The sequence below is a fragment of the Jongsikchunia kroppenstedtii DSM 45133 genome (genome assembly GCF_000380485.1).
Lineage (GTDB): Bacteria > Actinomycetota > Actinomycetes > Mycobacteriales > Mycobacteriaceae > Jongsikchunia > Jongsikchunia kroppenstedtii.
In genome coordinates this window covers 319,579-341,386 of the sequence record NZ_AQYG01000050.1, presented here as the reverse complement: position 1 = coordinate 341,386, position 21,808 = coordinate 319,579, and the positions used below count along the sequence as shown (strand labels likewise).

Here is a 21,808-nt window from a genome sequence, read left to right as displayed (position 1 = left end):
CGCCGCTTGAGGTTCGCGCGTGGCTGACGTCAGCCGGCGATGATCGTGTTCGACAAAGCCTTGGCGAAGCGCTCCTGCGCATCGGCCCAGTTGACGACGTTCCACCAGGCCTTGACGTAGTCCGGCTTCACGTTCTGGTAGTCGAGGTAGAAGGCGTGCTCCCACATGTCCAGCATGACGATCGGCACGAGGCCGACGGAGGTGTTGCCCGACTGGTCGGTCAGCTGCTGGATGACCAGGTTGCCGCCGATGGTGTCGTAGCCCAGGATGGCCCAGCCACTGCCCTGCAGGGTGGTGGCAGCCGCGGTGAAGTGTGCCTGGAACTTGTCGAAGCTGCCGAACTGGTCGTCGATCGCTGCGGCGAGGTCACCGGTCGGCTTGTCGCCACCGTTGGGCGACAGGTTCTTCCAGAAGATCGAGTGGTTGGTGTGGCCGCCCAGGTGGAACGCGAGGTTCGCCGAGAGCTGGTACACCTTGCCGGCGATGCTGCCGTCCTCACGCGCGGCGGCGAAGTTCTCCAGCGCGGTGTTGGCGCCCTTCACGTAGGTGGCGTGGTGCTTGTCGTGGTGCAGCTCCATGATTCGACCGGAGATGTGCGGCTCCAGCGCGGAGTAGTCGTAATCAAGATCGGGCAGCGTGTATTCAGCCACGGTGTTCCTCTCGCTTATTGCTAGTGGTTATTCGGGGTACATGATGCGCGTACGGTTCCACCCTTGCACTGCGCAATCGCGTTCTGCAACGGGGTCAGACAAACCGGCATCAACCTCGGTTGAGGTCTGCGGGAGCGGCCCGAGCGTCAGCTGAAGACGATGAGAGCGAGCACGACCAGCAGGACCACAACCGATACGGCGCACAGCGGGACGCTGCGGGTACTCGGCTCGGCCGCGGGAACGGACACCGGAATATCGGTCGTGCTGAATCCAACGCGGATGTACTCGTCGGCGTCGGTCGACGCCGTGTTGTTCGGAGCTGCCGTGCGGCGCGCCGCCTGTCGGCTCGTTGCCATTGCGCCTCCTCGGTCGTCTGGCACATCGTGCTCGCCGTGAGTGACACGCGTCACCCTGGCTGTGGTGCACATCATATGCGCTAGCTCACAGTCGGTTGATCTGGGCCCGATCCCAGCCGCCGAATCGGGCGTAGCATGGCCCCATGTCATGGTTTGACCAGCTGGTTTCCGGATCGAAGACGTCAATGATCGCACCCGCCGATGCGCTGCCGGGACGCAGCACTCCGCTTGCCGTGCCGAATAGACATTTCGTGAACGGCAATCCGATCAAACCGCCGTTCCCGGACGGGCTGCACTCGGTGGTGCTCGCCGGCGGCTGCTTCTGGGGCGTCGAGGAGATCTACTGGCAGCTGCCCGGGGTCTACACGACCGCGGTCGGGTACGTCGGGGGCTACACGCCGAATCCGACCTATGAAGAGGTTTGTACGGCCAAGACGGGTCACACCGAATCGGTGCTGGTGGTGTTCGACCCGGAGCAGATCACCTTCGACCAGGTGCTCAAGGTGTTCTGGGAGAACCACGATCCGACACAGGGGATGCGACAGGGCAACGACGTCGGGACCCAGTACCGGTCGGCGATCTTCGTGACCGACCCTGACGATCTGGCCGCCGCCAAGGCATCGGCCGAGCGATTCGCCGCGGTGCTGTCCGCCGAGAAGTATGGCGACATCACCACCGAGATCGACGAGTTGGGCGGTCGGCCGTTCTATTACGCCGAGGACTATCACCAGCAGTACCTGGCGAAGAATCCGAACGGGTATCGCTGCCACGCGTCGACCGGACTCCGCTACCCGGCGGCCGCGGCCGGCTGATGGTTTCGCGAATTATGTTCGCTCACAAGATGAATGGGATGAGCATCTTGGTGCGGTCCCGGTAGGCCGGATACGTGTCCGGGTGTTCGCGCACCATGATCCGCTCCTCGACCTTTCCGCTGTAGACGAAGTAGCAGCCGAGGCCCACCGCGATGACGAGGAGAATGAGGTTCACCGCGATCGCCGTGCCCACCAGTGCCAAGCAGATCCCGGAGTAGATCGGGTTGCGCACCAATCGATATGGGCCCGTGGTCACAAGTTCGTGGTCACGGAGCTTCACGCTCATCGGTGGGCCCCAGTTTCGGCCCAGGTACACCCGGGCCCATACCGCGAACGCCAGCCCGCACACCACCAGCGCGAGGCCGACGGCGCCCTGCAGCACGTTGTCGGCGTCGTGCACACGGCCATGCAGCAGCCGAACGAGCACGAAGCCGACGATGAGGACCCCGGCCCGCATGGCGAGTCCCGAACCGCCGCGCCGACCGCGCTTCGCGGTGAACACCACGCCGAGCCAGCCGGCCCAGAACACGATCCAGATGATGGCCAACGCGAGCCAGATGGATCGCATGTCGTGGACCTCCTCGCCACTATGATCGTCGGGTCCGACCGCCCGACCGCCACAGGAGTTCGATGAGTCCGAGATCGCTCCCGCGTAACTCCGCGGCGCAGCTGTATCGGGCGTTCTCGGACAACGCCGACGGCGACGTCACCCTGCGGCTGCTGAGGTCGCGTCACGCGGTTGTCTACCTGGCCATGATGGCCGCTCGGCTGGGAGATGGCCAGGTCGCGGGCGATCATCTGGCCGCGGGGCTGGAACAGGATCTGCGCGCACTGGCCGAGCATTGGACCACCCGCGGCTGGGAGGTGCCGACGCCCACCGAGCTGTTGGACCGCTGGGTCAAAGAAGGTTTCTGTGCCCGCACGATGGCGCCCGGACATGTCGGCGGCGACGCCGACCATGAGGCTCAGGTTGAGCGTTATCAGCTGACACGCGGGGCGACGCGCGCGATCGCGCAGGTGCAGTCGGTCCGCCAGGACCGCACCGTGGCCACCGAGACCGTGGTGTCGATGATGCTCGACCGGCTCTCCAATATCGCGGTCGCGATCAGCCCGGACGTGGCCGAGCACCTGCGGGATATCGACGAGAAGATCGCCGAGCTGAATCGGCGCCGGGAGCAGCTGGCCGCGGGCGCGCTGCCGACGGTCGACACCCGCGAGGTCCTCGACGACCTGCGCATGGTCACCTCGCTGGCCGAGCGCATGCCGGCCGATATCATCGGCTACGGCGAGAAGATGCGGGAGAACACCCGGATGCTGCTGACCCAGGGGCTGGACGGCAGTGACGGCGGCTACGCCGAGGCCCTCAATCGGATGTTCGACGGGCACGATGCGCTCGCGGAATCGCCGGAGGGGCGGTCGTTCGACGGCTTCTACACGCTGATCGCCGACCATCGGCTGCGCACTCAGCTCGAGGGGCATATCGCGCAGATCGTCTCCGGCATAGCCGATCTCCCCGACGACCTGGCGGACACGCTGACCGGATTCATCGACCGGATGTGGCACGAGGTGCAACTGGTCGACGAGGTGCGCGGGCAGGTGTACCGCCGCATCAACACCTTCGTGAAGGACGGCGACGTCCTGAACTACCGGGCGCTGCGCGCGCAGATCGCCGATGCGCAGAAGGCGGCGGTGGCCGCCTTCGAACATGCGCCGGCGGGTACCGACATGCGCATTCCGGTGCCGATGACCGCCGCGTCGTCGGGTTCGGTTGGGGCGCTGTCGTTTCACGACGGCATCGTGGAACTGCCCGAGGCCGTGGAGGACACCGCCGGAGAGTTCGCGATCGACCCCGCCGACCTGGTCGGCGTCGAATCCATCGACTGGCAGCGCCTCACCGATGCGGTCAACCGCGCCATCGGCTCGGGTGCGGTCGACCTGGCCGCGGCATTGGCGGAGATCGACAGCCCCCGCGCCGGCGACATCATCGGCGTCTGGTCGCTGGCGGCGAAATATGGTGTGGTCTTGGAGGATTCGCCGAAGGTCGCCGTATGGGCGACCACCAGCCGCGGCGTTCGTCAGGTGATGCTGCCCGATTGCCGGTTCACCGAGCCGATTCCGGGTCCGACCGCCAGCGCCGGCCGGACCGCCGTGCACCTGTTCGACGATCTGGAGGAGGTCCGATGACCGAGGTCAACGACGCGGCCGAGGCCGCCGGGCGCGGCGAGTCGGCGACGGCGGTGGACGCGAGCGCGGACGTCGAGGGTGCCGAGCTCTTCGGTGACGACGCCGTGACCGCGCCGCCGGTCGACCTGTCGCACTTCAGCTTCGACCAGGCACCCCCGGCCGGCGAGATTGCCGGCGACGCCGAGCTGCAGCCGCGTTTCGACGGCGACTCCGGGCAGCTGCCGGCGCCGGTCTGCTACGCGCTGCAGGAGCTGATCGCCGCGGCGCACGTGAGCGCCAAGTCGCGCAACTGGCGCACCATCGAGGTGCACGAGGAGATCATCCGGTCGCGGCTGTCGGAGCTGAATCTGCGACTGGAGATCAATCACGAACACCGGTTCGCCTTCACCCGGCAGGTCAGCGAGAACGATCCGCGGCAACGGAATGTGTTGCGCTCGGCCACATTGACGCTCGCGGCGTCGGTGCTGGCGCTGTTCCTGCGGCAGAAATACCTGACGTCGGTGGATGATTCGGCCGTCGTCGAGCGATCCGAGATGATCGATCACATGTTGACCTACAAGCCGGTCAGTGACACCGACGAGGCCGGGTTCATCAAGCGGATCGAGGCGGCGATCAATCAGCTCGAGGGCCGCAAGATCATCCGGCTGATTCCGGGTACCGACCGCTTCCAGGTGTACGGCGTCATCGCGGCGCTGCTGACGCCGGAGCAGGTCGACTCGTATACGGCTGCCTATCAGAAGCTTTCGGGTGATTACGTGGACCCGGAAGTCACCATGATCGACCTGGACGAGACCGCCGCGCCGGAGGCCGCCGCGGCCGCGGAGGATGTCGACGTGCCAGTGGAAGCGACGGCCCATGAGTGAATCCCTCCGCGCGCAGCGCGCAGACAAGCACCGCACGATCAACATCGGCCAGTACCGGCTGACCCGGTTGCAGCTGGTCAACTGGGGAACGTTCCACGGATACAAGGACTATGCGATCGACGAGCGCGGCGTCATGCTGACCGGGCCGTCGGGTTCGGGCAAGTCGTCGATGATGGACGGCCATTCGGTGGTGCTGCTGCCGACGTATGACCAGGTGTTCAACGCGTCGGCGGACCTGACGGCCAAGGGCGCGAAGAAGGCCGCGCGATCGATGGCTGACTACGTGCGCGGCGCGTGGGCCGAGAACGACGACCAGTACCAGCAGTCCCAGGTGCAGTACCTGCGCGGCGACGGTGCGACCTGGTCGGCGATCGCGGCCACCTACGACAACGGCGCCGGCAGCGTCACCACTGCGGTGGCGATCAAGTGGTTCCCGGCGGCCGGCACCGACGGCAGCTCGCTGCGCTCGTGGTACCAGTTGCATACCGGCGAATTCGATCTGCTCGAGCTGAATGGTTGGGCGGAAAGCGGTTTCGACATCCGCCGCTATCGCACGACTCATCCGGACGTCGACTGCTTCGATGTGCAGACGGCGTACTCGGAGGCCTTGCGCCGGCGGGTCGGGATCGGGTCGTCGTCGGCCGCCCTGTCGCTGATGGGCAAGGCCAAGGCGATGAAGAACGTCGGCGAGCTCAATCTCTTCATCCGCACCTACATGCTCGACCGGCCGGAGACCTTCGGCAAGGCCCAGCGGCTGGTCGAGAACTTCACCCAGCTCGACGAGGCGTATCAAGCTGCGGCGCGGGCGCATTCGCAGGAGAAGCTGCTGCGCCCGATCCCCGAGGCGTGGGAGGCGTTCTGCGGCGCCGAGCAGTCGACGACCCGGGCCGGCGCGCTGCTCGGTGCGCCGATGCGGGCGTTCATGCGCGAGCATCGGCTGACCCTGCTGCAGAACCGCCTCGACGAGATCGATGCGGATCGACTGCGTCTGGACAATGAGGTCGCTAACTGGGAGAACCTCGCGGACGAGCGGGAAGAACGGCATTCGTCGCTGCGTGATCAGCTGATCACCGAGAAGGGCGAGCTGACCGCGCTCGAATCGGAGCAGAAGTCGTTCGAGCAGCAGATGACCGCGCGGAACCGGGCGTACGAGCGCTATGCCGCGCTGGTGCATCGTCTCGGCGAGCAGACACCCGAGACGCAGGACGAATTCTCCGCATTGCGCTTGCGGGCACCGGAATTGGGCCGGGCGGCCGACAAGGCGGCCAAGGAGATGGGCGGCAAGGCGCATCTGGCCTTCACCGCGGAGTCCGATGCGCGCCGGAGCTATGAGGCGGTGGTCGAGGAGCTGAAGACCCTCGATGCGCGCCGCTCGCTGCTGCCGCGGGAGTCGCTGATGCAGCGCGACGTCATCGCCAATGCCACCGGAATCCCGTTGGCGGAGTTGCCGTTCGCCGCCGAGCTCATCGATGTGCGGGAGTCGGAGGCGTCGGTGTGGGCGGGCGCGGCTGAACGCATACTGCGCGGACTCGGCATGTCGGTGCTGGTGCCGGCCGATCGGCGTGACACGGTGGCGGAGTTCGTGAACAAGACGAATCTCGGTGGCGTGCTGGAGTACCGGATCTATTCGCCGACGGCGTCGGTGGAGTCCCCGGTGGCGGGCACGCTCGCGGAAAAGGTCGCGGTCGATCTGGAACATCCGGCTGGACGGTGGCTTTCGGGTGTCGTGGCGCGCACCGCCGATCATGTGTGCGTCGATTCGCCGCTGCAACTGAACGACCATGAGGTCGCGGTGACGCCCGCGGGCCTGGTCAAGTCGGGCCGGGACCGCTACCGCAAGGACGATCGGCGCTCGGTGTCCGACCGCACGCACTGGATCCTGGGCTCCAACACCGACGGCAAGCGGGAGGCGCTGGAGGCGTCGCAGGCGGCGCTGCGGCGCAGCTATGAAGAGTGTCGCCAGCGCAGCGCCGACGTCCGAGAGTTGTTGGATGACAATCGCGAACGCGTCAAGGCGGCCGAGGCGCTGGCCGGGTACACGTCCTGGGCCGAGCTCAACCACTGGTCGTCGCGGCGAGATGCCGAGGAGCTGAACCGCCGGATCGGACTGGTCCGCGAGGGCCGGGTCGATCTGGCCGATCTCGAGGAGCAGGTGGAGCTGGCGCGCACCGACTGGCGGGAGGCCGTCGCCCGGGTCGGCGCGTTGAACGATCAGCTCAAGCACATCGGCTCCGACTGGGACCGCTGGTTCGCCGAGTTCGAGCAGGTGAAGGCGGACGGCGCGAAGCTCGACGACGATGACCGGGATTATCTGGGAGGGATCCTCACGCAGGTACTGACCGACTCCGGCAAGGTGCTGACGCTCGACACCTACGGAGAGGTCCGCGCAGACCTCCGTGGTGCGCTGGAAAGCATTCAGGGCAAGGCGAATACCGAACGCGACGCCGCCGAGAGCCGCATCCTGCGGGCCGCGGACGCATTCCTGCGGGAGTGGCCGGAGGCGGGCACCGACCTATCGGCGACGGTCGACGCGGCGCCGGATTTCGTGACGCTGCATCAGAATCTGGTCGAACACGGGCTCGCGTCCACCGAGGGCCGATTCCGGCGACTCATCACCACGGATATCAGCCATTCGGTATCGAATCTGTACAAAGAGATCTCCGATACCAACCGGCGTATCTCCCAGGGCATCTCGGATGTGAACGTCGGCCTGGAGCGGGTCGACTTCAACGAGGGCACCTATCTGCAGATCGCCGCGGTGCACAATCCGACCGACGAGTCGGCGCAGTTCGGCAAGATCGTCGACGCGATGATCCGGGATGCGCCGGCCGCCAAGTCCGGCGACTCGGCGGTGCTGGCCCGCCAGTTCTATCGCATCCGGGATCTGGTGGCGCGCTTCACCGGAACCGACGCCGACAACCGGCGCTGGAGCGACAACGTGCTCGACGTCCGCAACAGCTACACCTTCTACGGCAAGGAGCTGGCCCGCGGCGCCGGCCTCGACGCGGCGCCGGTGCACACCTACCGCAACACCGCGACGAACTCCGGTGGCGAGCAGGAGAAGCTGGTCGCGTTCTGTCTGGCCGCGGCGCTGAGCTTCTCGCTCAGCCACGGGGTGGATTCGGTTGATTCGCAAGGTAACCGCGTCCATCACGACGAACTCGACCACCGGCCGCGGTTCGCCCCGCTGATGCTCGACGAGGCGTTCAGCAAGTCGGACGAGACGTTCAGCTCGCAGTCGCTGCAGGCCTTCGAGCAGTTCGGATTCCAGCTGATCATCGCGGCGCCGATCCGCATGGTCGGCATTGTTGAGCCGTTCATCGGCCAGGTGATCCTGGTGGACAAGAAGACCGACAAGGGCGGTGCGCGCTCGGACGCGCGGGCCGCGACGTTCGGCGAACTGGCCGAGGCACAGCGAGGCTGATTCGTGGCGGAAGGAATCGCTGGGGCGCAGCGCATCTCGATGCAGCAGTGGAATCGGACGCTGCTGCAGCGGCAGCATCTGCTGGCGCGGGCCGACGAGGACGCCATCGAAGTAGTCGACCGATCCGTCGGCCTGCAGGCCCAGGATCCACAGGCGCCGCACTACGCGCTGGCCGCGCGGATCGTCGACTATGACCCGGCCGAGGTCGATGAGCTGCTCGCCGGGCGCGAGGTGGTGCGGATGGCGAGCCTGCGCGGCACCGTGTTCCTGATGGATGCCGAGGACTCGCGCTGGATTCGGCCGGCCGTGCAGCCGGTCCTCGATCGGAGTGTGCGCAGCAATCATGTGCGCAAGCTGGTGACGGCGCAGCCAGAGGAGATCGTCGAGCACGCGCGGCAGCTGCTTTCGGGCGCGGAACTGTCGGTGAAAGAGCTGGGCGCCGCGCTGAGCGAACGCTGGCCCGACGAGTCGAGGGAGGGCCTGGTCGCCGTCGCTCGCTGCGGGCTGCTGCTGGTGCAGACGCCGCCGCGGGGTCTGTGGGGCCGCAGCGGCGGCGTGCAGTATGCGCTGCTCGACGACTGGGCCGGTTCGGTCGAGCCGGCGATTACCGGCACCGAGGCGGTGCAGGAGCTGATCCGCCTATATCTCAGGGGTTTTGGGCCGGCGAGTGCGGCCGGGGTCCAGACCTGGTGTGGACTGACCGGGCTGCGCCCGACTCTCGACGCGATGGTCGACGACTGGGAGCTGCAGACCTATGAGAGCCCGGACGGCGTGACGCTCTATGACCTGGAGGGGCTGAGCCTGGCCGACGGCGACGAACCGGCGCCACCCCGGCTGCTGGCGCCGTTCGACAATCTCGTTGTGGCGCAGGCGGATCGGGACCGGGTGATGGATGACGAGGTCTACCGGGCGCTGCAGACCCCGAACGGGTTGTCTCCCGGGTTCCTGCTGGTGGACGGGCGCGTCGTCGGCTCCTGGAAGCCGCAGCGGGACAAGGGCTCGCTGACCGTCGAGACCGACTATCTGCTGCCGTCATCGGTCGCGAACAAGAAGGCGGTCGACGGCGAGATCGAACGTCTTGTCGGCCTGCTGTCGGCCGGATAGGCTTGCGGCAGCGCTGGTCGCATAGCCACCCGAGTCGTCATGGCGCCACGCCCGGCAGCACGGCGTCAGCTACCGCGACGCGCTCGCCGCAGTTCGGCGTCGGGGAACCGGTGCCGAACGGACCGACGAGTTCGCGCGGCGAGTCCTGATCGAGGCGATCGAAGGCTGCGGGATCGGTCATTGGGCGGAGATCGGCGAGTGGGATGGCGCGGTGGCCGCGCCTGACCGCGCGACCTGAGAATGACCGTGGCCCAGACAACCGGGCAGGCATACGTAAAGGGTTGCCGCCCTTAATCGTTCGCCGGCGAGATCAGTGCTCCATAAGTCCAGCCGGAGATTTCGGATACGCGGCCACGCCAGTAGGTACCCGGTAGCTGTGCCTCGCCGGCCGGCGACCACACCCGGGCGTCCCGCAAGTGGATATAGACGGGGTCCGCGGCGTCGTTGCTGGTCGGGTACATACCCGACCAGTCATCGAACGCTGTCGCGAACGCAACTGCCGTCGCGTCGTTCTGGGGGATGTCGTCGCGGATCGATTCGAAGAACGCCTTGCCGGACACCACTGTTCCGGCGACAACCATCCCGGACAGGTGCAGGGTGATGCCGAACTCGATTCCGGCGTTGTTGGCCAGTCGGATAAGGGTCTGGAGTACCCAATCCGGTTCCGAGCTGTTCACTGTCGGGGCAGGTGCCGCGGCAGCGGGCGTAGTGGTGTCGTCAGCATGTTCGGACATAGAGACCTCCTCGTAGAGCGCTTGTCGTGTCGGCACAGTCCGCTACTCGCCCGACAACAACTTGCCGGTGCGGGGATTGCGATGGGTGATGCAGTACTCCCGGCCCATCGGATCAGCCATCACCGTCCAGTGCGGATAGTGCTTGACGACGATGGCGCCCCAGCCTTCGTGCCGCGTCACCTCATCCTCCGGATGTGTGCTCGCCAGGTCCAGGTGAGCGCCGATCTGGCCGGTCTCGACGCGCTGCAGGAGCAGGCGGAGCGTGATGTTGTTCGGATGATCGAGGCGACGGAATCCCGGCTCCCCGGCATCGTTCGCGGGCCACTGCGTCAGATCGGCCCAGAACGCGGTCTCGGTGTCGTAGGCGTGCCCGGGCACGTCGATGACCAGCTGGTCGATGATGCTGATGGTGTCGCCGGGCCAACGGATGGGCCGTGAACGCTCGTCCTGGCCATGCCATTCGGCCAGGCAGAAGGCGAATCCGGCGGGCGAGCGGAGGACCGCCAGGTCGGCGGTCGAGGTCTGCAGCTGCGCGCCGAGCTCCTGGGCGCGCGCGACGGCCGTGTCGAAGTCGTCGACGTGAAGATCCAGATGCACCCCGCCGGGGCCGTCCTGAACGCGCTGAACCATCAGGTGCGGGTCGCCGTTGAAGGGTTCCAGCGAGGCGAACTCGTTGTTCGGCCCGTAGGGCGGCGAGACGGTGCTGCCGGCGATCGCTCGCCAGAAAGTCACCTCGGTGCTGAACTGGTCGGCCGGGAAGTCCAGGAGAGCGCTGAGCCATCGGACTGCCATGCCCGCAAGTCTGGCACAGCCCTCAAAGGCGCCTCGCAGCATTCTTCAAGCGACCGAGGAGCCGACCGGCGAAGTTTGACAATGGACATTTCTATGAAGCACCGATCACCGATTGCAAAAAAGTGAGCTGCGTCACGATACGGCTGAGATGTGACTGTGAGTATCAGGCAACCCGAGCCGCAGAGTTATCCACAGATTGGTGGATATTCCCAGACGAACCGCCATCGGTGGGGTATTCGGCCTGTGGATGAGCCTGTGGAAACTGTGGACAAAGATGGACATTCTCGAATCTGAGCCACATGGTCAGTGACGGGCGTCACACGAATAGTGAACGATGCCCGAAGACGTTTTTCTATAGCAAAGTGATCGGCTTGTGGTGTAGATGTCGCGGCATCGTGAAGCGCGGTGGATAACTTGTGGATAACTTCGGTCGAGAAACGAACCGGCTGACCGACAACCCGACGGCCTTTCGCGTGGAACACTTAATGTATGCCGAACTCTGTGCCAGTCGATCAGTTGCCGGACGACTTCACCGCTGTCACTGATCGCGTCCTCCTTGACGTACGTGAAGACGACGAATGGGCGTCCGGACATGTCCCCGGGGCGCTGCACATTCCCCTGGGGGAGGTCCCGGCCCGGCTCGAGGAGATCGACCCGGACGCCGAACTCTATGTCATCTGTCATGGCGGCGGCCGCTCCGAGCGGGTGGTCCGCTATCTGGAGCAGGTCGGGTATGAGGGCGCGAATGTCGACGGCGGCATGATCGCCTGGATCGGCGCCTCCCGGACCGTCGTCACCGGGGCGTAGCGGGCGCTGTGAAGGACTACTGCCCCCACTGCCGCATCCAGGCGCCGCATCAGGACGGCCGTCCCGGCTGTCCGCGCTGCGGCGGCGCGTTGCTGTTGATCGGCGACGACGGCCGGGTCGTGCGCCCAGCCCCCGCCCCGGCCCCGCCCATCCCGCCGCGACCGGTCCCGGGCCCGCAGGTGCCGATGCCGGCCCGCGGCCCGATCCCGGTGATGCCGCCGCCTCCGCAACCGGCACCCGCTCGAGTGGCGCCCGCCCCGCCTCGACCACGGACCGGAGTGCCTCAGCAGCGTCGGCGCTTCGCCGTGCGCTGGATCGCGAGCCGCCCGCCGGAGGCGCGTCCGGAACCTCGTCGACCGCGGCGACCGGCCGCCGGCGCGACGCCGAGGTATACCGAGATTCCGCGTTGGGGGCTGACCCAGACATTCGAGCCCGCCGCACCGATGGCGCTCGCCGACCGGTTCCGTGCCGGCGAGCTCACGGCGATTCGCGTCGTCACCCGCCGGGTGCTGTGGGTGCTGGCCGGAGTGATGGGGGCGGCCGCCCTGACGGAGTTCTGGCTCTACGGCCTGCTGGTCTATAACCGCAGCAGCCCCGTCGGGGTCAGCTCCACTGTGGCGCAATGGTTTGCGGTGATCTTCGGCGCCTTGTCGGTGCTCGTGGTGGTGGCTGCGGCGATCGCCGTCGCCATCTGGCTGATCGCGCAGCGCGACGAGTCGTACCGGGCCGACGGTATGCGGGATCCGCGATCGGGTGCCCAATTGCTGATCGGCACGGTCGTACCAGTGGTGAACTGGTTCTGGCCGATGGCCTTCGCCCGAGAGCTGATCGACCGTCGGCCGGACCTGCCTGCCGACCGTGCGCGCCGACTGGTGTTCATCGGCGGCGGCGCGTGGGTGTTCCTCAACCTGTGGGCCATCGCCACCGTCACGATTCGCGTCAATGCGGATTCGCTGCAGTGGCAGGCGAATTCGGTGCTGATGACGGCCCTGTGCGACCTCGCCGTCGCAGGGATGGCGCTGCTGCTGGCGGAAGCCGTGCGCCGGCTGGCCGACGAAAAAGAGCAGGCGCAGCCAACGAAGCGCTGGCTGGTCGCCGCATGAACGGAGACCCGACGCCCGATCCCGGCCCCGATGAATCGGCCGGCGTGCGGCGTCGGGGCGGCCCGGGAGTGGTGGCCCACCGCGGCGCCTCGGCCGCATTGCCCGAGCACACGCTGGCCGCCTACGAGCTGGCGATCGAGCAGGGCGCGGACGGTCTGGAATGCGACGTCCGACTGACGAAGGACCAGCAGCTGGTCTGCGTGCACGACCGGACGATCGACCGCACCTCGACCGGAACCGGCGTGGTGAGCGAGATGACGTTGGCGCAGCTGCGCGAATTCGATTTCGGTAGTTGGCATTCGGCGGAAGTCTCGGCGCCGGTGCTGACGCTGGCCGAGTTGTTGACGCTGACGCTGGATCAGAAGCGCCGGCCCATCCGGCTGTTCATCGAGACCAAGCATCCGGTGCGGCAGGGCGGGCTGGTCGAGCAGCTGCTGCTCGCCGAGCTGCATCGCTTCGGGGTGGCCCAGCCGCCGTCGGCCGATCACAGCCGGGCAGTCGTGATCTCGTTCTCCACCTCGGGCGTGTGGCGCATCCGCCGCAACGCGCCGATGCTGCCGACCGTGCTTCTCGGCGACACCGCGCGATTGTTCGGTGGCAGCGCGGCGACGGCCGTCGGCGCGACCGGGATCGGACCGTCGATCGCGACCCTGCGCGAGCACCCCGATCTGGTCGACCGGGCGGCGGCGGCCGGCCGGGAGACCTACTGCTGGACGGTCGACGAGGCCGACGACGTGAGCCTGTGCACCGAACTGGGCGTCGGCTGGATCGCCACGAACCACCCGGATCGGGTGTACGCCCTGCTCAACCCGCCGGCCATCGGCGCCTGACCGGGCGGCACCGCCGGGCGGGAGCTGGGGCACGAACCGTGCGCGCATCCGCGTGTAACTTCTAGCGAATGGGAAAGAAGAGCAAGCGCGGCAGTGGACCCCGCCCGGGATCGAATCGGGCCGAGCGGATCGCCGAGCGCCGGGCGCGGGCCGAGCAGAGCGCGGCCCCGGCGCCGCGGCCGTTCGCCGGGCTGGCCGCCGAATGCGACCTGGTCGCGCTGCAGTCGTTCGTCCCGTCGGCGATCGCCGAGCTGCCGGACGCGCTCGACGGCCGCCGCATGCGGCTGGTGACTGTGCTGCCCGGCGCGGTGCCCGCCGTGGTCCGCGATGCCGACGGTTCGGTGCTGGGATCGGTTGCGCTGCAATACCAACCGGAGCCCGAGGACCTGGGGACCGCGTTGGCCGGGGCGATCGCCTGGGCGAGCAGCACCGACTCCGGTTCGGTTCTGGAGCGGTCGGACGATGCACCGGCCGCCGTGCTGACGGAAGTGCTCGATCCGGCTGCCGCGCTCGACATCGTCGTGCACGACGACTTCGACTGGTGGCTGGCGGACGGCGCCGAATCGAACCCGCAGCTGGAGCAGGTGATTGCGCAGGCGCGGGAGGCGATCATGCCGACCGCCAGGATCGCCGTGGACGCGCCGGGCGCACCCTGGTGGGTCGACGCCGGCGACCGCGCGCATCTGCGCTGGGTGCGACCCGAATCCGAAGACGACATGATGGTGGCGCTCGCGCGACTGTCCGCCGCGGGCGAGCTCACGCTGGGCGACGGATCGAAGTTCGCCGGATCGTTCCGCACTCACGGACTGCTGGTCCCGGTCTTCGACCTGGACAACGACATGCACCCGGACGAGTGGCAGGCGCCGGTCAGTGCGTTCGCTGCGCGACTGGCCGACGCCCTCGCCGACACGTCCGAACTGACTGCCGCACAACGCCGTTCACGCGACGGAATACGCGGAAGGCAGGTAACCCTCCGCTAGCCGGGCCCAGTTGCCGCCTGCCTGCGTTATCGGTCGGTCGACATAGCTTCGCTATTGTCGACCTCCCTCTGCCTTGGCACGCGACAACTGGATCTCCGGCTAGAGCCCCAGGGCTGCTAGAGATTGCAGGACTTCTAGAGGTTTCCGCCGGCTGCTGGTGGGGCTGTGGCGTCGTTCTTGGAGCCGGCCGGCGCGTTGATCTCGCGCGCGACGAAGTTCTCCAGATCGAACAGGTTGCCCTTGGAGCGCTCGGCGACCGTCTGCAGCGTGGTGATGTTGGCGACCTCCTCGACCTGCTCCTTGAGGAACCACTGCATGAACTGCTCGCCGAGGTAGTCGCCTTCGTCGCGGGCCGTCTTGGCGAGTGCGACGATCTGCTCGGTGACCTGCTGCTCCTGCTTGAGCGCCAGCTCGATCGGTCCGCGGTAGTCCTCGAACGAGGCCTCCGGTTGATCGATGCCGGGCAACTCCACCGAGATGTCGCGGTCGAGGAAGTACTGCACGATCATCATCGCGTGGTTGCGCTCTTCCACGGACTGCTTGTAGAAGTGCGCCGCGAGTTGTGGCAGATCCTCGTTGTCGTAGTAGGCGCCGAGGGCGATGTATTGCTGCGACGCCTGGAACTCATGACGGATCTGGTCATGCAGCAACTGATGGAACTTGGAACGGGGCGGTTGAGCAACCATGAAGGTAATCGTAGGACTCGATTGACCGTTATGCACCCAAGTGGAGGCTAACTGAAGAAAGCCTAACTTACTGCGCCGCCGGTGTTTTCGATCATTCCGGCCGGGATCTTCTGGTCGTGCGCGATGAGGTTGAAGAACTCAGTTGTGTTGTCTCCCCACGCAAGTGAGCTCCCGGCGTCGGTCTCCTCAGGGCCTGCGGTCGGCGCCGTGGTGGTGACCGGATTGCTGCGCAGCGCCCACGCCAGTCCGAGCAGATTCCAGATGTGGTCGTGCTTGTCGACCGTCAGTGTGCCCACCGCGCCGTTGGTGAACGGGATGATCCGGAACGGATTGAGGAGCGTCGACCAGCTGGTCGCCTTCGACATCAATGCGGATAGGAACTTCCGCTGGTTCACGACGCGGCCGAGATCCTGGTTGGCGAACGTGTGCCGACTGCGCACGAAGCCGAGGGCCTCCTTGCCGTTCAGCTTCTGGCAGCCCGGCTTCAGATTGATGCCGGCGGCCGGGTCGTCGATCGGCTGCGTGAGGCACATGTCGACGCCGCCGACCGCGTTGACCAGCTTGTCGAACCCGGCGAACCCGATCTCGGCGTAGTGATCGATATGCACCTTGGTGTTGGTCTCGATGGTCTGCACGAGCAGGTTCGGGCCGCCGTTGTTGAACGCGGCGTTGATCTTGTCCTGACCCTGCCCCGGGATCGGCACGTACAGGTCGCGCGGGATGGAGACGATCATCGCTTTGCCGCTGCGCGGGATGTGCATCAGCATGATGGTGTCGGTGCGCGCGCCGTCGCTGTCTCCGGTGGCGAGTTGCTCCTTCTGCGCCTCGGTGAGCCCGGCACGCGAATCAGTGCCCACCACAAGCCAATTGGTGCCCGGGGTGTCGCCGATGCGGCCCGCATACGAGGACAGCGCGTCGACCCGATGCAGCTTGCTGTCGTAGTAGAAGAACAGCCCGACGGCGACCAGCACCAGTACCAGGATCAGTACGAGCAGCGTCCGGAAGATCGGGAAGCGCTTGCGTCCGGGCCTGCGGCGGAAGCGGGATCCGCCCGGGGTCGGGGGAGCCGGTGGTGGTCCGCCCCGGCGCGACCCACCGCCCTGATAGCCGGGTTGCGGGCTGCGGGGCTGGTTCGCTCCGCGCGGGTACTCATAGCCGGGGCCGCGCGGACCGCCCGGCGGAATCGGCTGCGGCTGCTGCGGTGGTGCATAGCCGGCCGCCGGGCCGGCCGAGCGCCCCGGGGGCGGCGGTGGCGGTCCGGCCCGGCGGGTGTCTTCCGGCCGGGTGGTCTGCGACCAGGCGCGCTGCGCGTCACCCGGCGGCGGGCCCTGCGCGACCCGACGCGTCGGCACGTTCGGCCCGGGTCCCGGCGGGGCGCCAGGAGCGGGTCGACCGCGGCGCGGATCGCCGGGCGGCGGCTGGTCGACGGGGGGCATGAGATCCGACACTAGCCGAGCCAGCCGAGATGCGGCTTGAGCAGCGCATAACCGATGAATGCGACGCAATCGATGGTCGCGTGGCCGATCACCAGCGGCCAGATGCGGGCGGTGCGCTGGAAGTACCGGCCGTAGACCAGGCCCATCACGACATTGCCGAGTCCGCCGCCGAAGCCCTGGTACAGGTGGTAGCCGCCGCGCAGGATGGCCGCGGCCACCAGCGACCGGTTCTCACGCCAGTCGAGTTGTCGGAGCCGGGTGATCAGCCAGCAGACGACGAGTAGCTCCTCGGCCGCGGCGTTGGCCACCGCGGATACGAGCAGCACCGGCAGTCGCCACCAGGTGTCGGTGAGGTCGGACGGCACGACCTGCGCGTTGATGTTCAATGCCCGCGCCGCGACGTAGAGCCCCAGACCGGGCAGGCCGATGAGCGCCGCGAGCGTGAGCCCGGCGGGCACCTCCGACCGGGTGCGCAGCCGCCGGATGCCGAGCAGTGACAGCGGAATCTCGCTGCGCCACAGCAGATATACCGCCAGCGCGGCGATCGCGAAGAGGTGGACCGCCGACAGCAGCTGACTCAGCGCATCGATCACGCCGATCGTGCTGACCGACTCGTTGAGCGCGACCCGCTGACCGGCGATGCCGCCCGCCCGCAGCTGCGACTCGATCAGCGACAGCAACGAGCTGAGCGCCGACAGTCCGAAGGTCAGCAGCAGGACGATCGCGATCTCGATACCGATCGCCCGGCGCTGTCGCGGGTCGGTGACGACGGCGATCTGTGAGCCGGGCGAGCGCAGCCAATCGGTGACCCCGGAAAGGCGGGGGATCGAGCGGCTGCGGGAGGTCACCCGACGATCGTAGGAGTCGGCCGGGTCGCGCAAGTGGTTGTTATCTGTGCGTCAGCAGGCGCAGCGCCTGCGAGAGCTCGACGACGTCGTTGACCGGACGGTGGAATTCGAGGCGCGCATCGCTGTCTCCGGCGGGTCCCTCGATCCGCAGGTCGATGCCGCCGCGGTCGAGCCCGAGCGGCCGCACCCGGCCGGTGCGGGATTCCTCGGGCAGCTGCCGGGCCAGCTCGCCGACCAGATCGGCGTGGTCGGCGTCCAGGTGTGCCAGCCAGCCCGTCTCGTACGACCAGAACGGATCCGGTCCGGCGGCGGCGAGCTCGGCCGGGGTGACCAGCGAGGCGCCGCCGCGTCCGGCGACGACCACCGAGGAGAGGTTCAGTCGCACCAGGCTGTAGCCGTGTCCGAGGTCGAGCAGGCCGTCATGCGGATGCTCGGTGGCGATCTCGAGGGCCAGGTCGCGCTGCAGTTCGGCGGGCACGCAGTGCAGGGTGCCGCGCAGCCAGATCAGCGCCCGCACTGGCTCGCGCAGCTCGACCGGGGCCACGTCGGCCACCTCGACCATGGCCGGGATCCCCGAGCGGGCGATCTCCGGGTCGGCGGACTCCTGGGCGGCCAGCGCGGCGTGGCAGGAGTCGGGGGTGACGATGAACGCCTGCTCGTCGTACAGGTGAATGACACCCGCCGGAACGGGCGGGCAATCGCCGGTGCCGGCCGTGGTGGAGTCGAACGCGAGCGTGGCATCACCCGCGCGACGGCACGCCGAGTGCACCATCTCGGCGAACCGTCGACTGTGCGCATGGGTGTGCGTTGCGTGGACAGGGTGCATCGCGGGGACCTCCGGGATCGACTGCAAGGTTAAGCAAGGTAACCCTAACCTAACATCAATTGGCGACCTGTCAGCCGGTTTGGTGCACTACTGTTTGAAACCGTGCCGACCACCGCAGATACCGCAACAACCGCGCGGGACGGATTGGTAGTCGCCTACTTCGGACCGCAGGCCACGTTCACCGAGATGGCCCTGGACCGGATGCTCGCCGATCCGCCTCAGGCGCTCGCCGGTCGGTCGGTGACCAAGCTCAGTTGCAATTCGCCGCAGCACGCGATCGCCGCGGTTCGCGACGGCCGCGCGGACTACGCGTGTGTGCCCATCGAGAGCTCGGTCGAAGGCTCGATTCCGCGGACCCTCGATGCGCTGGTGGCCGGGTCGCGGGTGCAGATCTTCGCCGAGATCGGGTTGGACGTGGCCTTCACCGTCGCCGCCCGCGAATCGGCGCCGATGGACGGCGTCCGGACCCTGGCCGCGTTCCCGGTGGCGGCCGCCCAGGTGCGCGAATCGGTCGAGCGGCTGCTGCCCAACGCCGAATTCGTCACGGCGTCGTCGAATTCGGGTGCGGCCGTGATGGTCGCCGAGGGCGCCGCGGATGCCGCGGTGACGACGGCGGCGGCCGCGCAGCTGCACGGTCTGGTGACGCTGGCCGACTCGGTGGCCGACATCGACGACGCGCGCACCCGGTTCGTGTTGATCGGTCGGCCGGCGCCGCCGCCCGCTCGCACCGGCGCCGACTGCACGTCGGTGGTGTTCGACCTGTCGAACGTGCCGGGATCGCTGATGCGGGCGATGGACGAATTCGCCTCGCGCGGAATCGATCTCACTCGTATCGAATCGCGGCCGCGACGCGGCGCGATCGGTCGCTACTACTTCTACATCGATGCGGTCGGCCACCTCGACGACGCGGCCGTCGCCGAAGCGCTGGGCGCGCTGCATCGGCATGCGGCGGAGCTGCGATACCTGGGATCGTGGCCGGCCGAACGTGCAACGGGGAGCGCGCCGCCGGATCACGCGGCGAGCGACGAATGGCTGTCACGGGTGCGGGCAGGTCGGGGCTGATGCAGGAAGGGTGGAAGTGATTGTCCGGCAAGCTGATCCTGGTCCGTCACGGTGAGACCACGTCGAATGTGATCAAGCGCCTGGACACCGCGCTGCCGGGCGCCAGTCTGACCGATTTCGGTGCGCGGCAAGCGGTTCGCTTCGGTCTCGAACGACGATTGATGTCACCGGCGGCGCTGTATTCATCGGTCGCCCGACGGGCCCGACAGACGGCCGACCTGATCGGATCGACCTGGGGCATCGATGCCGACGTGGTCCACGGAGTCCACGAGGTCCAGGTCGGTCCGAGCCTGGAGGACGCCAACGACCGGGACGCGCACGCGGCATTCGGCGAAGTCATCCGGAAGTGGGTGGAAGGCGATGTCGAGGCGAGACTTCCTGGCGGAGAATCGCTTTCCGATGTGCATGCTCGCTACCTGCCGGTGATCGACGAACTCGCGGAGCGGCACCTGGTGGGCTCGAGCGGCGCCGAGGTGTATCTGGTCAGTCACGGTGCGGTGATGCGGATGATCGCGTCCCGGCTGACCGGGCTGACCATGGACTTCGGTGAGCGCGAACGGCTGTCGAATACCGGCACCATCGAGCTCGAGTACGCCGACGACGGCAGCTGGAACTGCCTGGTGTGGGGCAACCTCACGCCGCCGTTCGAACCGGCGACGGATATCGAGGAGACCCCCGCGGAAGAAATCGACCCCATGGGCTGACGCCGACTCGGAGTTGGCGATCAGATGGGCGAGCGGCCAGGCAGAAGGGGGCCCGGGATAGTGCAGTGCTATCCGGGCCGACTGATAACGCAGCCGGTCGTTCATCTGGCGCCAATTCAGCCCCAGCCGTTTTGATGGAGCCACTCGTCGGAGATGCCGAAGTGGTGCGCGATTTCGTGGACGACGGTGATCGTCACCTCGTCGGCCACCTGCTCCGTGCTGTCGCACATCTGCAGGATCGGGTCCCGGTAGATCGTGATCGTGTCCGGCAGCACGGCGGCGTAGTCGCTGGTGCGTTCGGTGAGCGCCACCCCGTGGTACAGGCCGAGCAGGTCGGGGTCGTGGGGATCGCTGGGTTCGATCAGCACCACGACATTCGACATCGCGTCGGTCAGCTCGGGCGGGATCGCATCCAGGGCGTCCCCCACGAGGTACTCGAATTCCTTGTCGGACAGCTGAACCGGCATCGGGTGTGTGTATGCGTTCGGTGATCAGCCCGGCAACGGAGCCTGGGTGTGCATCGGATTGCTGGTGACGCCCGGCGGCATCGGGACCGCCGGATTGAGCTCGCGGCCCGGCGGCGCCGTTGACGGCGGCACCGGCACCCGGCCGTTGATCAGCAGCAGGCCTTTGGCGGAATTCACCAGGGTGGCAAAGCCTTTGCCGTCGGGCAGGGCGACATAGCAGGAGACCTTGCGGGCGCCGGTGGCCCAGGTCGGCTCCGGGATGGTGGTCCACTGGACGTTGAGGGTCGTCTGCTTGAGGCGGTCCCTGTCGCCGAGGTAGGTATCGGTGAGGCCGGGGCAGGTCTGCTTCAGATAGTCCTGCTGCGCGGCCTCCGGCGGCCACGGAGCGTTGGCGCCGCCGAACTTCACGCCGAGATCGACCTGCGCGGTCACCTCCAGGGCGTGCGGTTCGGTGCAGTCCTTCACCGGTTCGGTCGCCTGCTTGGTGGTCGGGTCGATGCCGAGGCAGGTGCCGGCAGGCCACTGCTGCGACTGATCGAGGTCGGCGACGTTGCCGGTGAACAAGCCCGGATTCTCGCCGCGGAGCTGGACGCCGCAGTAGACGTCGCGGACGTCGGCGTTCCATTCGGCCTCGTTCGGATACAGCAGACCGACGACGAACCGGCCGTACTGCTGGTCGAGCGTTTTGCCGAGGTATTGATTGACCATCGCGGGGCAGGCCTGGTCGCGCAGCTGGGTCAGCTGCTCGGGCGTCGGCCGGTCGGCCTTCTTGTCGAACCAGCCCGCCTGCTCGGGTGGCAGGGTCTTGGTATCGATCGCGCCGGCCACCTCGAATCGGTGCGGGCTGGCGCAGGCGACCCGGCTGCGGTCATTGGAGTTGACATCAGGCCAGGTCAGGCAGTCGCCGCGCTTCGCGGTGGCGAAATCGTCGCGCTGCTCGGGATGCTGGTCGGACCCGATGAAGGTGCGGTCGACGGCGCCGGCGTCCTTGAAACCCCCGAGTGCGGCGACGATCGCGGCCGCGACGACGGCGCCGATGACGACAGCCGCGAGTGCGATGCGGATGGATCGGGCCGCCAGAACTGAATGGGCTCTCACCGTGCCCATAATGCCCGCCCGGGCCGTCGATGTGCCGACACC

General features: G+C 67.5%; 23 protein-coding genes. 11 read left to right on the top strand and 12 right to left on the bottom strand.

The features are described from left to right. Positions 1-29: 29 nt before the first annotated feature. Both G341_RS0117605 and G341_RS0117600 read right to left on the bottom strand, forming a co-directional pair. Positions 30-650, bottom strand: a complete 621-nt coding sequence (locus tag G341_RS0117605) for a superoxide dismutase (protein ID WP_018180485.1) — start codon at positions 648-650, stop codon at positions 30-32. 146 nt (positions 651-796) lie between these two features. Then, positions 797-1,006, bottom strand: a complete 210-nt coding sequence (locus G341_RS0117600) for a hypothetical protein (RefSeq protein ID WP_018180484.1) — start codon at positions 1,004-1,006, stop codon at positions 797-799. Positions 1,007-1,149: 143 nt separating this feature from the next. On the opposite strand from G341_RS0117600, the gene msrA reads away from it, so the two are divergent. Next, entirely contained in the window at positions 1,150-1,818 is a 669-nt protein-coding gene (gene msrA / locus G341_RS0117595) for a peptide-methionine (S)-S-oxide reductase MsrA (RefSeq protein ID WP_026303830.1), read from the top strand. Positions 1,819-1,840: 22 nt separating this feature from the next. Here msrA and G341_RS23155 read toward each other — a convergent pair whose 3' ends face one another. After that, entirely contained in the window at positions 1,841-2,386 is a 546-nt protein-coding gene (locus tag G341_RS23155) for a methyltransferase family protein (protein WP_018180482.1), read from the bottom strand. A 62-nt stretch (positions 2,387-2,448) separates the two neighbouring features. On the opposite strand from G341_RS23155, the gene G341_RS0117585 reads away from it, so the two are divergent. The 4 genes from G341_RS0117585 to G341_RS0117570 are packed head-to-tail and all read left to right on the top strand — an operon-like array spanning position 2,449 to position 9,393. Further along, positions 2,449-4,002 (top strand): DUF3375 family protein, encoded by a 1,554-nt coding sequence (locus G341_RS0117585; RefSeq protein ID WP_018180481.1) that lies wholly within the window; start codon positions 2,449-2,451, stop codon positions 4,000-4,002. Continuing rightward, positions 3,999-4,865 (top strand): DUF4194 domain-containing protein, encoded by an 867-nt coding sequence (locus G341_RS0117580; protein ID WP_018180480.1) that lies wholly within the window; start codon positions 3,999-4,001, stop codon positions 4,863-4,865. Before G341_RS0117585 ends, G341_RS0117580 begins: the two co-directional genes overlap by 4 nt. After that, positions 4,858-8,289 (top strand): ATP-binding protein, encoded by a 3,432-nt coding sequence (locus tag G341_RS0117575; protein WP_018180479.1) that lies wholly within the window; start codon positions 4,858-4,860, stop codon positions 8,287-8,289. The genes G341_RS0117580 and G341_RS0117575 overlap by 8 nt, the downstream gene beginning before the upstream one ends. A gap of 3 nt (positions 8,290-8,292) precedes the next feature. Beyond that, entirely contained in the window at positions 8,293-9,393 is a 1,101-nt protein-coding gene (locus tag G341_RS0117570) for a winged helix DNA-binding domain-containing protein (RefSeq protein ID WP_245557044.1), read from the top strand. Between the two features lie 37 nt (positions 9,394-9,430). On the opposite strand, the gene G341_RS23850 is transcribed toward G341_RS0117570, so the two are convergent. The 3 genes from G341_RS23850 to G341_RS0117555 form a co-directional block, all read right to left on the bottom strand. After that, the gene (locus tag G341_RS23850) at positions 9,431-9,574 is read right to left on the bottom strand and encodes a hypothetical protein (RefSeq protein ID WP_018180477.1); all 144 of its coding nucleotides are present in this window, start codon (positions 9,572-9,574) and stop codon (positions 9,431-9,433) included. 109 nt (positions 9,575-9,683) lie between these two features. Further along, positions 9,684-10,127: a hypothetical protein gene (locus G341_RS0117560; protein WP_155827029.1), complete on the bottom strand. Its 444-nt coding sequence runs from the start codon at positions 10,125-10,127 to the stop codon at positions 9,684-9,686. Between the two features lie 42 nt (positions 10,128-10,169). Further along, positions 10,170-10,919, bottom strand: coding sequence for a VOC family protein (locus G341_RS0117555; protein WP_018180475.1), 750 nt, complete (start codon positions 10,917-10,919; stop codon positions 10,170-10,172). Positions 10,920-11,408: 489 nt separating this feature from the next. Between G341_RS0117555 and G341_RS0117550 the strand changes: the two genes are divergently transcribed. From G341_RS0117550 to G341_RS0117535, 4 genes are all read left to right on the top strand, one after another. After that, the gene (locus G341_RS0117550) at positions 11,409-11,726 is read left to right on the top strand and encodes a rhodanese-like domain-containing protein (protein ID WP_018180474.1); all 318 of its coding nucleotides are present in this window, start codon (positions 11,409-11,411) and stop codon (positions 11,724-11,726) included. Between the two features lie 278 nt (positions 11,727-12,004). Next, positions 12,005-12,829, top strand: coding sequence for a DUF4328 domain-containing protein (locus G341_RS0117545; protein WP_162140723.1), 825 nt, complete (start codon positions 12,005-12,007; stop codon positions 12,827-12,829). Beyond that, positions 12,826-13,659 (top strand): glycerophosphodiester phosphodiesterase, encoded by an 834-nt coding sequence (locus tag G341_RS0117540; protein ID WP_018180472.1) that lies wholly within the window; start codon positions 12,826-12,828, stop codon positions 13,657-13,659. The genes G341_RS0117545 and G341_RS0117540 overlap by 4 nt, the downstream gene beginning before the upstream one ends. 68 nt (positions 13,660-13,727) lie before the next feature. Then, positions 13,728-14,639, top strand: a complete 912-nt coding sequence (locus tag G341_RS0117535) for a DUF5926 family protein (protein WP_018180471.1) — start codon at positions 13,728-13,730, stop codon at positions 14,637-14,639. A gap of 134 nt (positions 14,640-14,773) precedes the next feature. Here G341_RS0117535 and G341_RS0117530 read toward each other — a convergent pair whose 3' ends face one another. From G341_RS0117530 to G341_RS0117515, 4 genes are all read right to left on the bottom strand, one after another. Further along, positions 14,774-15,325 carry a ferritin gene (locus tag G341_RS0117530; RefSeq protein ID WP_018180470.1) on the bottom strand — a complete coding sequence of 184 codons (552 nt, stop codon included), beginning with the start codon at positions 15,323-15,325 and terminating at the stop codon, positions 14,774-14,776. A 62-nt stretch (positions 15,326-15,387) separates the two neighbouring features. Then, a complete protein-coding gene (locus tag G341_RS0117525; RefSeq protein WP_081622605.1) occupies positions 15,388-16,761 on the bottom strand; it encodes an LCP family glycopolymer transferase in 1,374 nt (457 codons plus the stop codon). A gap of 11 nt (positions 16,762-16,772) precedes the next feature. After that, entirely contained in the window at positions 16,773-17,588 is an 816-nt protein-coding gene (locus G341_RS0117520) for a CPBP family intramembrane glutamic endopeptidase (protein WP_043451923.1), read from the bottom strand. Between the two features lie 61 nt (positions 17,589-17,649). Further along, positions 17,650-18,435 (bottom strand): DUF2470 domain-containing protein, encoded by a 786-nt coding sequence (locus G341_RS0117515; protein WP_026303826.1) that lies wholly within the window; start codon positions 18,433-18,435, stop codon positions 17,650-17,652. A 102-nt stretch (positions 18,436-18,537) separates the two neighbouring features. Here G341_RS0117515 and pheA point away from each other — a divergent pair, with 102 nt between their 5' ends. Both pheA and G341_RS0117505 read left to right on the top strand, forming a co-directional pair. Beyond that, on the top strand, positions 18,538-19,497 hold the full coding sequence (gene pheA / locus G341_RS0117510) for a prephenate dehydratase (protein WP_018180466.1): 960 nt from the start codon (positions 18,538-18,540) through the stop codon (positions 19,495-19,497). Between the two features lie 20 nt (positions 19,498-19,517). Then, a complete protein-coding gene (locus G341_RS0117505; RefSeq protein ID WP_018180465.1) occupies positions 19,518-20,201 on the top strand; it encodes a histidine phosphatase family protein in 684 nt (227 codons plus the stop codon). A gap of 116 nt (positions 20,202-20,317) precedes the next feature. Here the strand turns inward: G341_RS0117505 and G341_RS0117500 are convergent, their stop codons facing one another. Both G341_RS0117500 and G341_RS0117495 read right to left on the bottom strand, forming a co-directional pair. Then, positions 20,318-20,668, bottom strand: coding sequence for a metallopeptidase family protein (locus G341_RS0117500; protein ID WP_018180464.1), 351 nt, complete (start codon positions 20,666-20,668; stop codon positions 20,318-20,320). Between the two features lie 24 nt (positions 20,669-20,692). Further along, entirely contained in the window at positions 20,693-21,766 is a 1,074-nt protein-coding gene (locus G341_RS0117495) for a septum formation family protein (RefSeq protein ID WP_162140722.1), read from the bottom strand. Positions 21,767-21,808 lie beyond the last annotated feature (42 nt).

What these genes read in the sequence shown, in the direction of transcription:
- G341_RS0117600 (WP_018180484.1), bottom strand. Translation starts at nt 1,006, where the DNA reads ATGGCAACGAGCCGACAGGCGGCGCGCCGCACGGCAGCTCCGAACAAC.
- msrA (WP_026303830.1), top strand. Translation starts at nt 1,150, where the DNA reads ATGTCATGGTTTGACCAGCTGGTTTCCGGATCGAAGACGTCAATGATC.
- G341_RS23155 (WP_018180482.1), bottom strand. Translation starts at nt 2,386, where the DNA reads ATGCGATCCATCTGGCTCGCGTTGGCCATCATCTGGATCGTGTTCTGG.
- G341_RS0117585 (WP_018180481.1), top strand. Translation starts at nt 2,449, where the DNA reads ATGAGTCCGAGATCGCTCCCGCGTAACTCCGCGGCGCAGCTGTATCGG.
- G341_RS0117580 (WP_018180480.1), top strand. Translation starts at nt 3,999, where the DNA reads ATGACCGAGGTCAACGACGCGGCCGAGGCCGCCGGGCGCGGCGAGTCG.
- G341_RS0117575 (WP_018180479.1), top strand. Translation starts at nt 4,858, where the DNA reads ATGAGTGAATCCCTCCGCGCGCAGCGCGCAGACAAGCACCGCACGATC.
- G341_RS23850 (WP_018180477.1), bottom strand. Translation starts at nt 9,574, where the DNA reads ATGACCGATCCCGCAGCCTTCGATCGCCTCGATCAGGACTCGCCGCGC.
- G341_RS0117560 (WP_155827029.1), bottom strand. Translation starts at nt 10,127, where the DNA reads ATGTCCGAACATGCTGACGACACCACTACGCCCGCTGCCGCGGCACCT.
- G341_RS0117555 (WP_018180475.1), bottom strand. Translation starts at nt 10,919, where the DNA reads ATGGCAGTCCGATGGCTCAGCGCTCTCCTGGACTTCCCGGCCGACCAG.
- G341_RS0117550 (WP_018180474.1), top strand. Translation starts at nt 11,409, where the DNA reads ATGCCGAACTCTGTGCCAGTCGATCAGTTGCCGGACGACTTCACCGCT.
- G341_RS0117540 (WP_018180472.1), top strand. Translation starts at nt 12,826, where the DNA reads ATGAACGGAGACCCGACGCCCGATCCCGGCCCCGATGAATCGGCCGGC.
- G341_RS0117535 (WP_018180471.1), top strand. Translation starts at nt 13,728, where the DNA reads ATGGGAAAGAAGAGCAAGCGCGGCAGTGGACCCCGCCCGGGATCGAAT.
- G341_RS0117530 (WP_018180470.1), bottom strand. Translation starts at nt 15,325, where the DNA reads ATGGTTGCTCAACCGCCCCGTTCCAAGTTCCATCAGTTGCTGCATGAC.
- G341_RS0117525 (WP_081622605.1), bottom strand. Translation starts at nt 16,761, where the DNA reads ATGCCCCCCGTCGACCAGCCGCCGCCCGGCGATCCGCGCCGCGGTCGA.
- G341_RS0117515 (WP_026303826.1), bottom strand. Translation starts at nt 18,435, where the DNA reads ATGCACCCTGTCCACGCAACGCACACCCATGCGCACAGTCGACGGTTC.
- G341_RS0117500 (WP_018180464.1), bottom strand. Translation starts at nt 20,668, where the DNA reads ATGCCGGTTCAGCTGTCCGACAAGGAATTCGAGTACCTCGTGGGGGAC.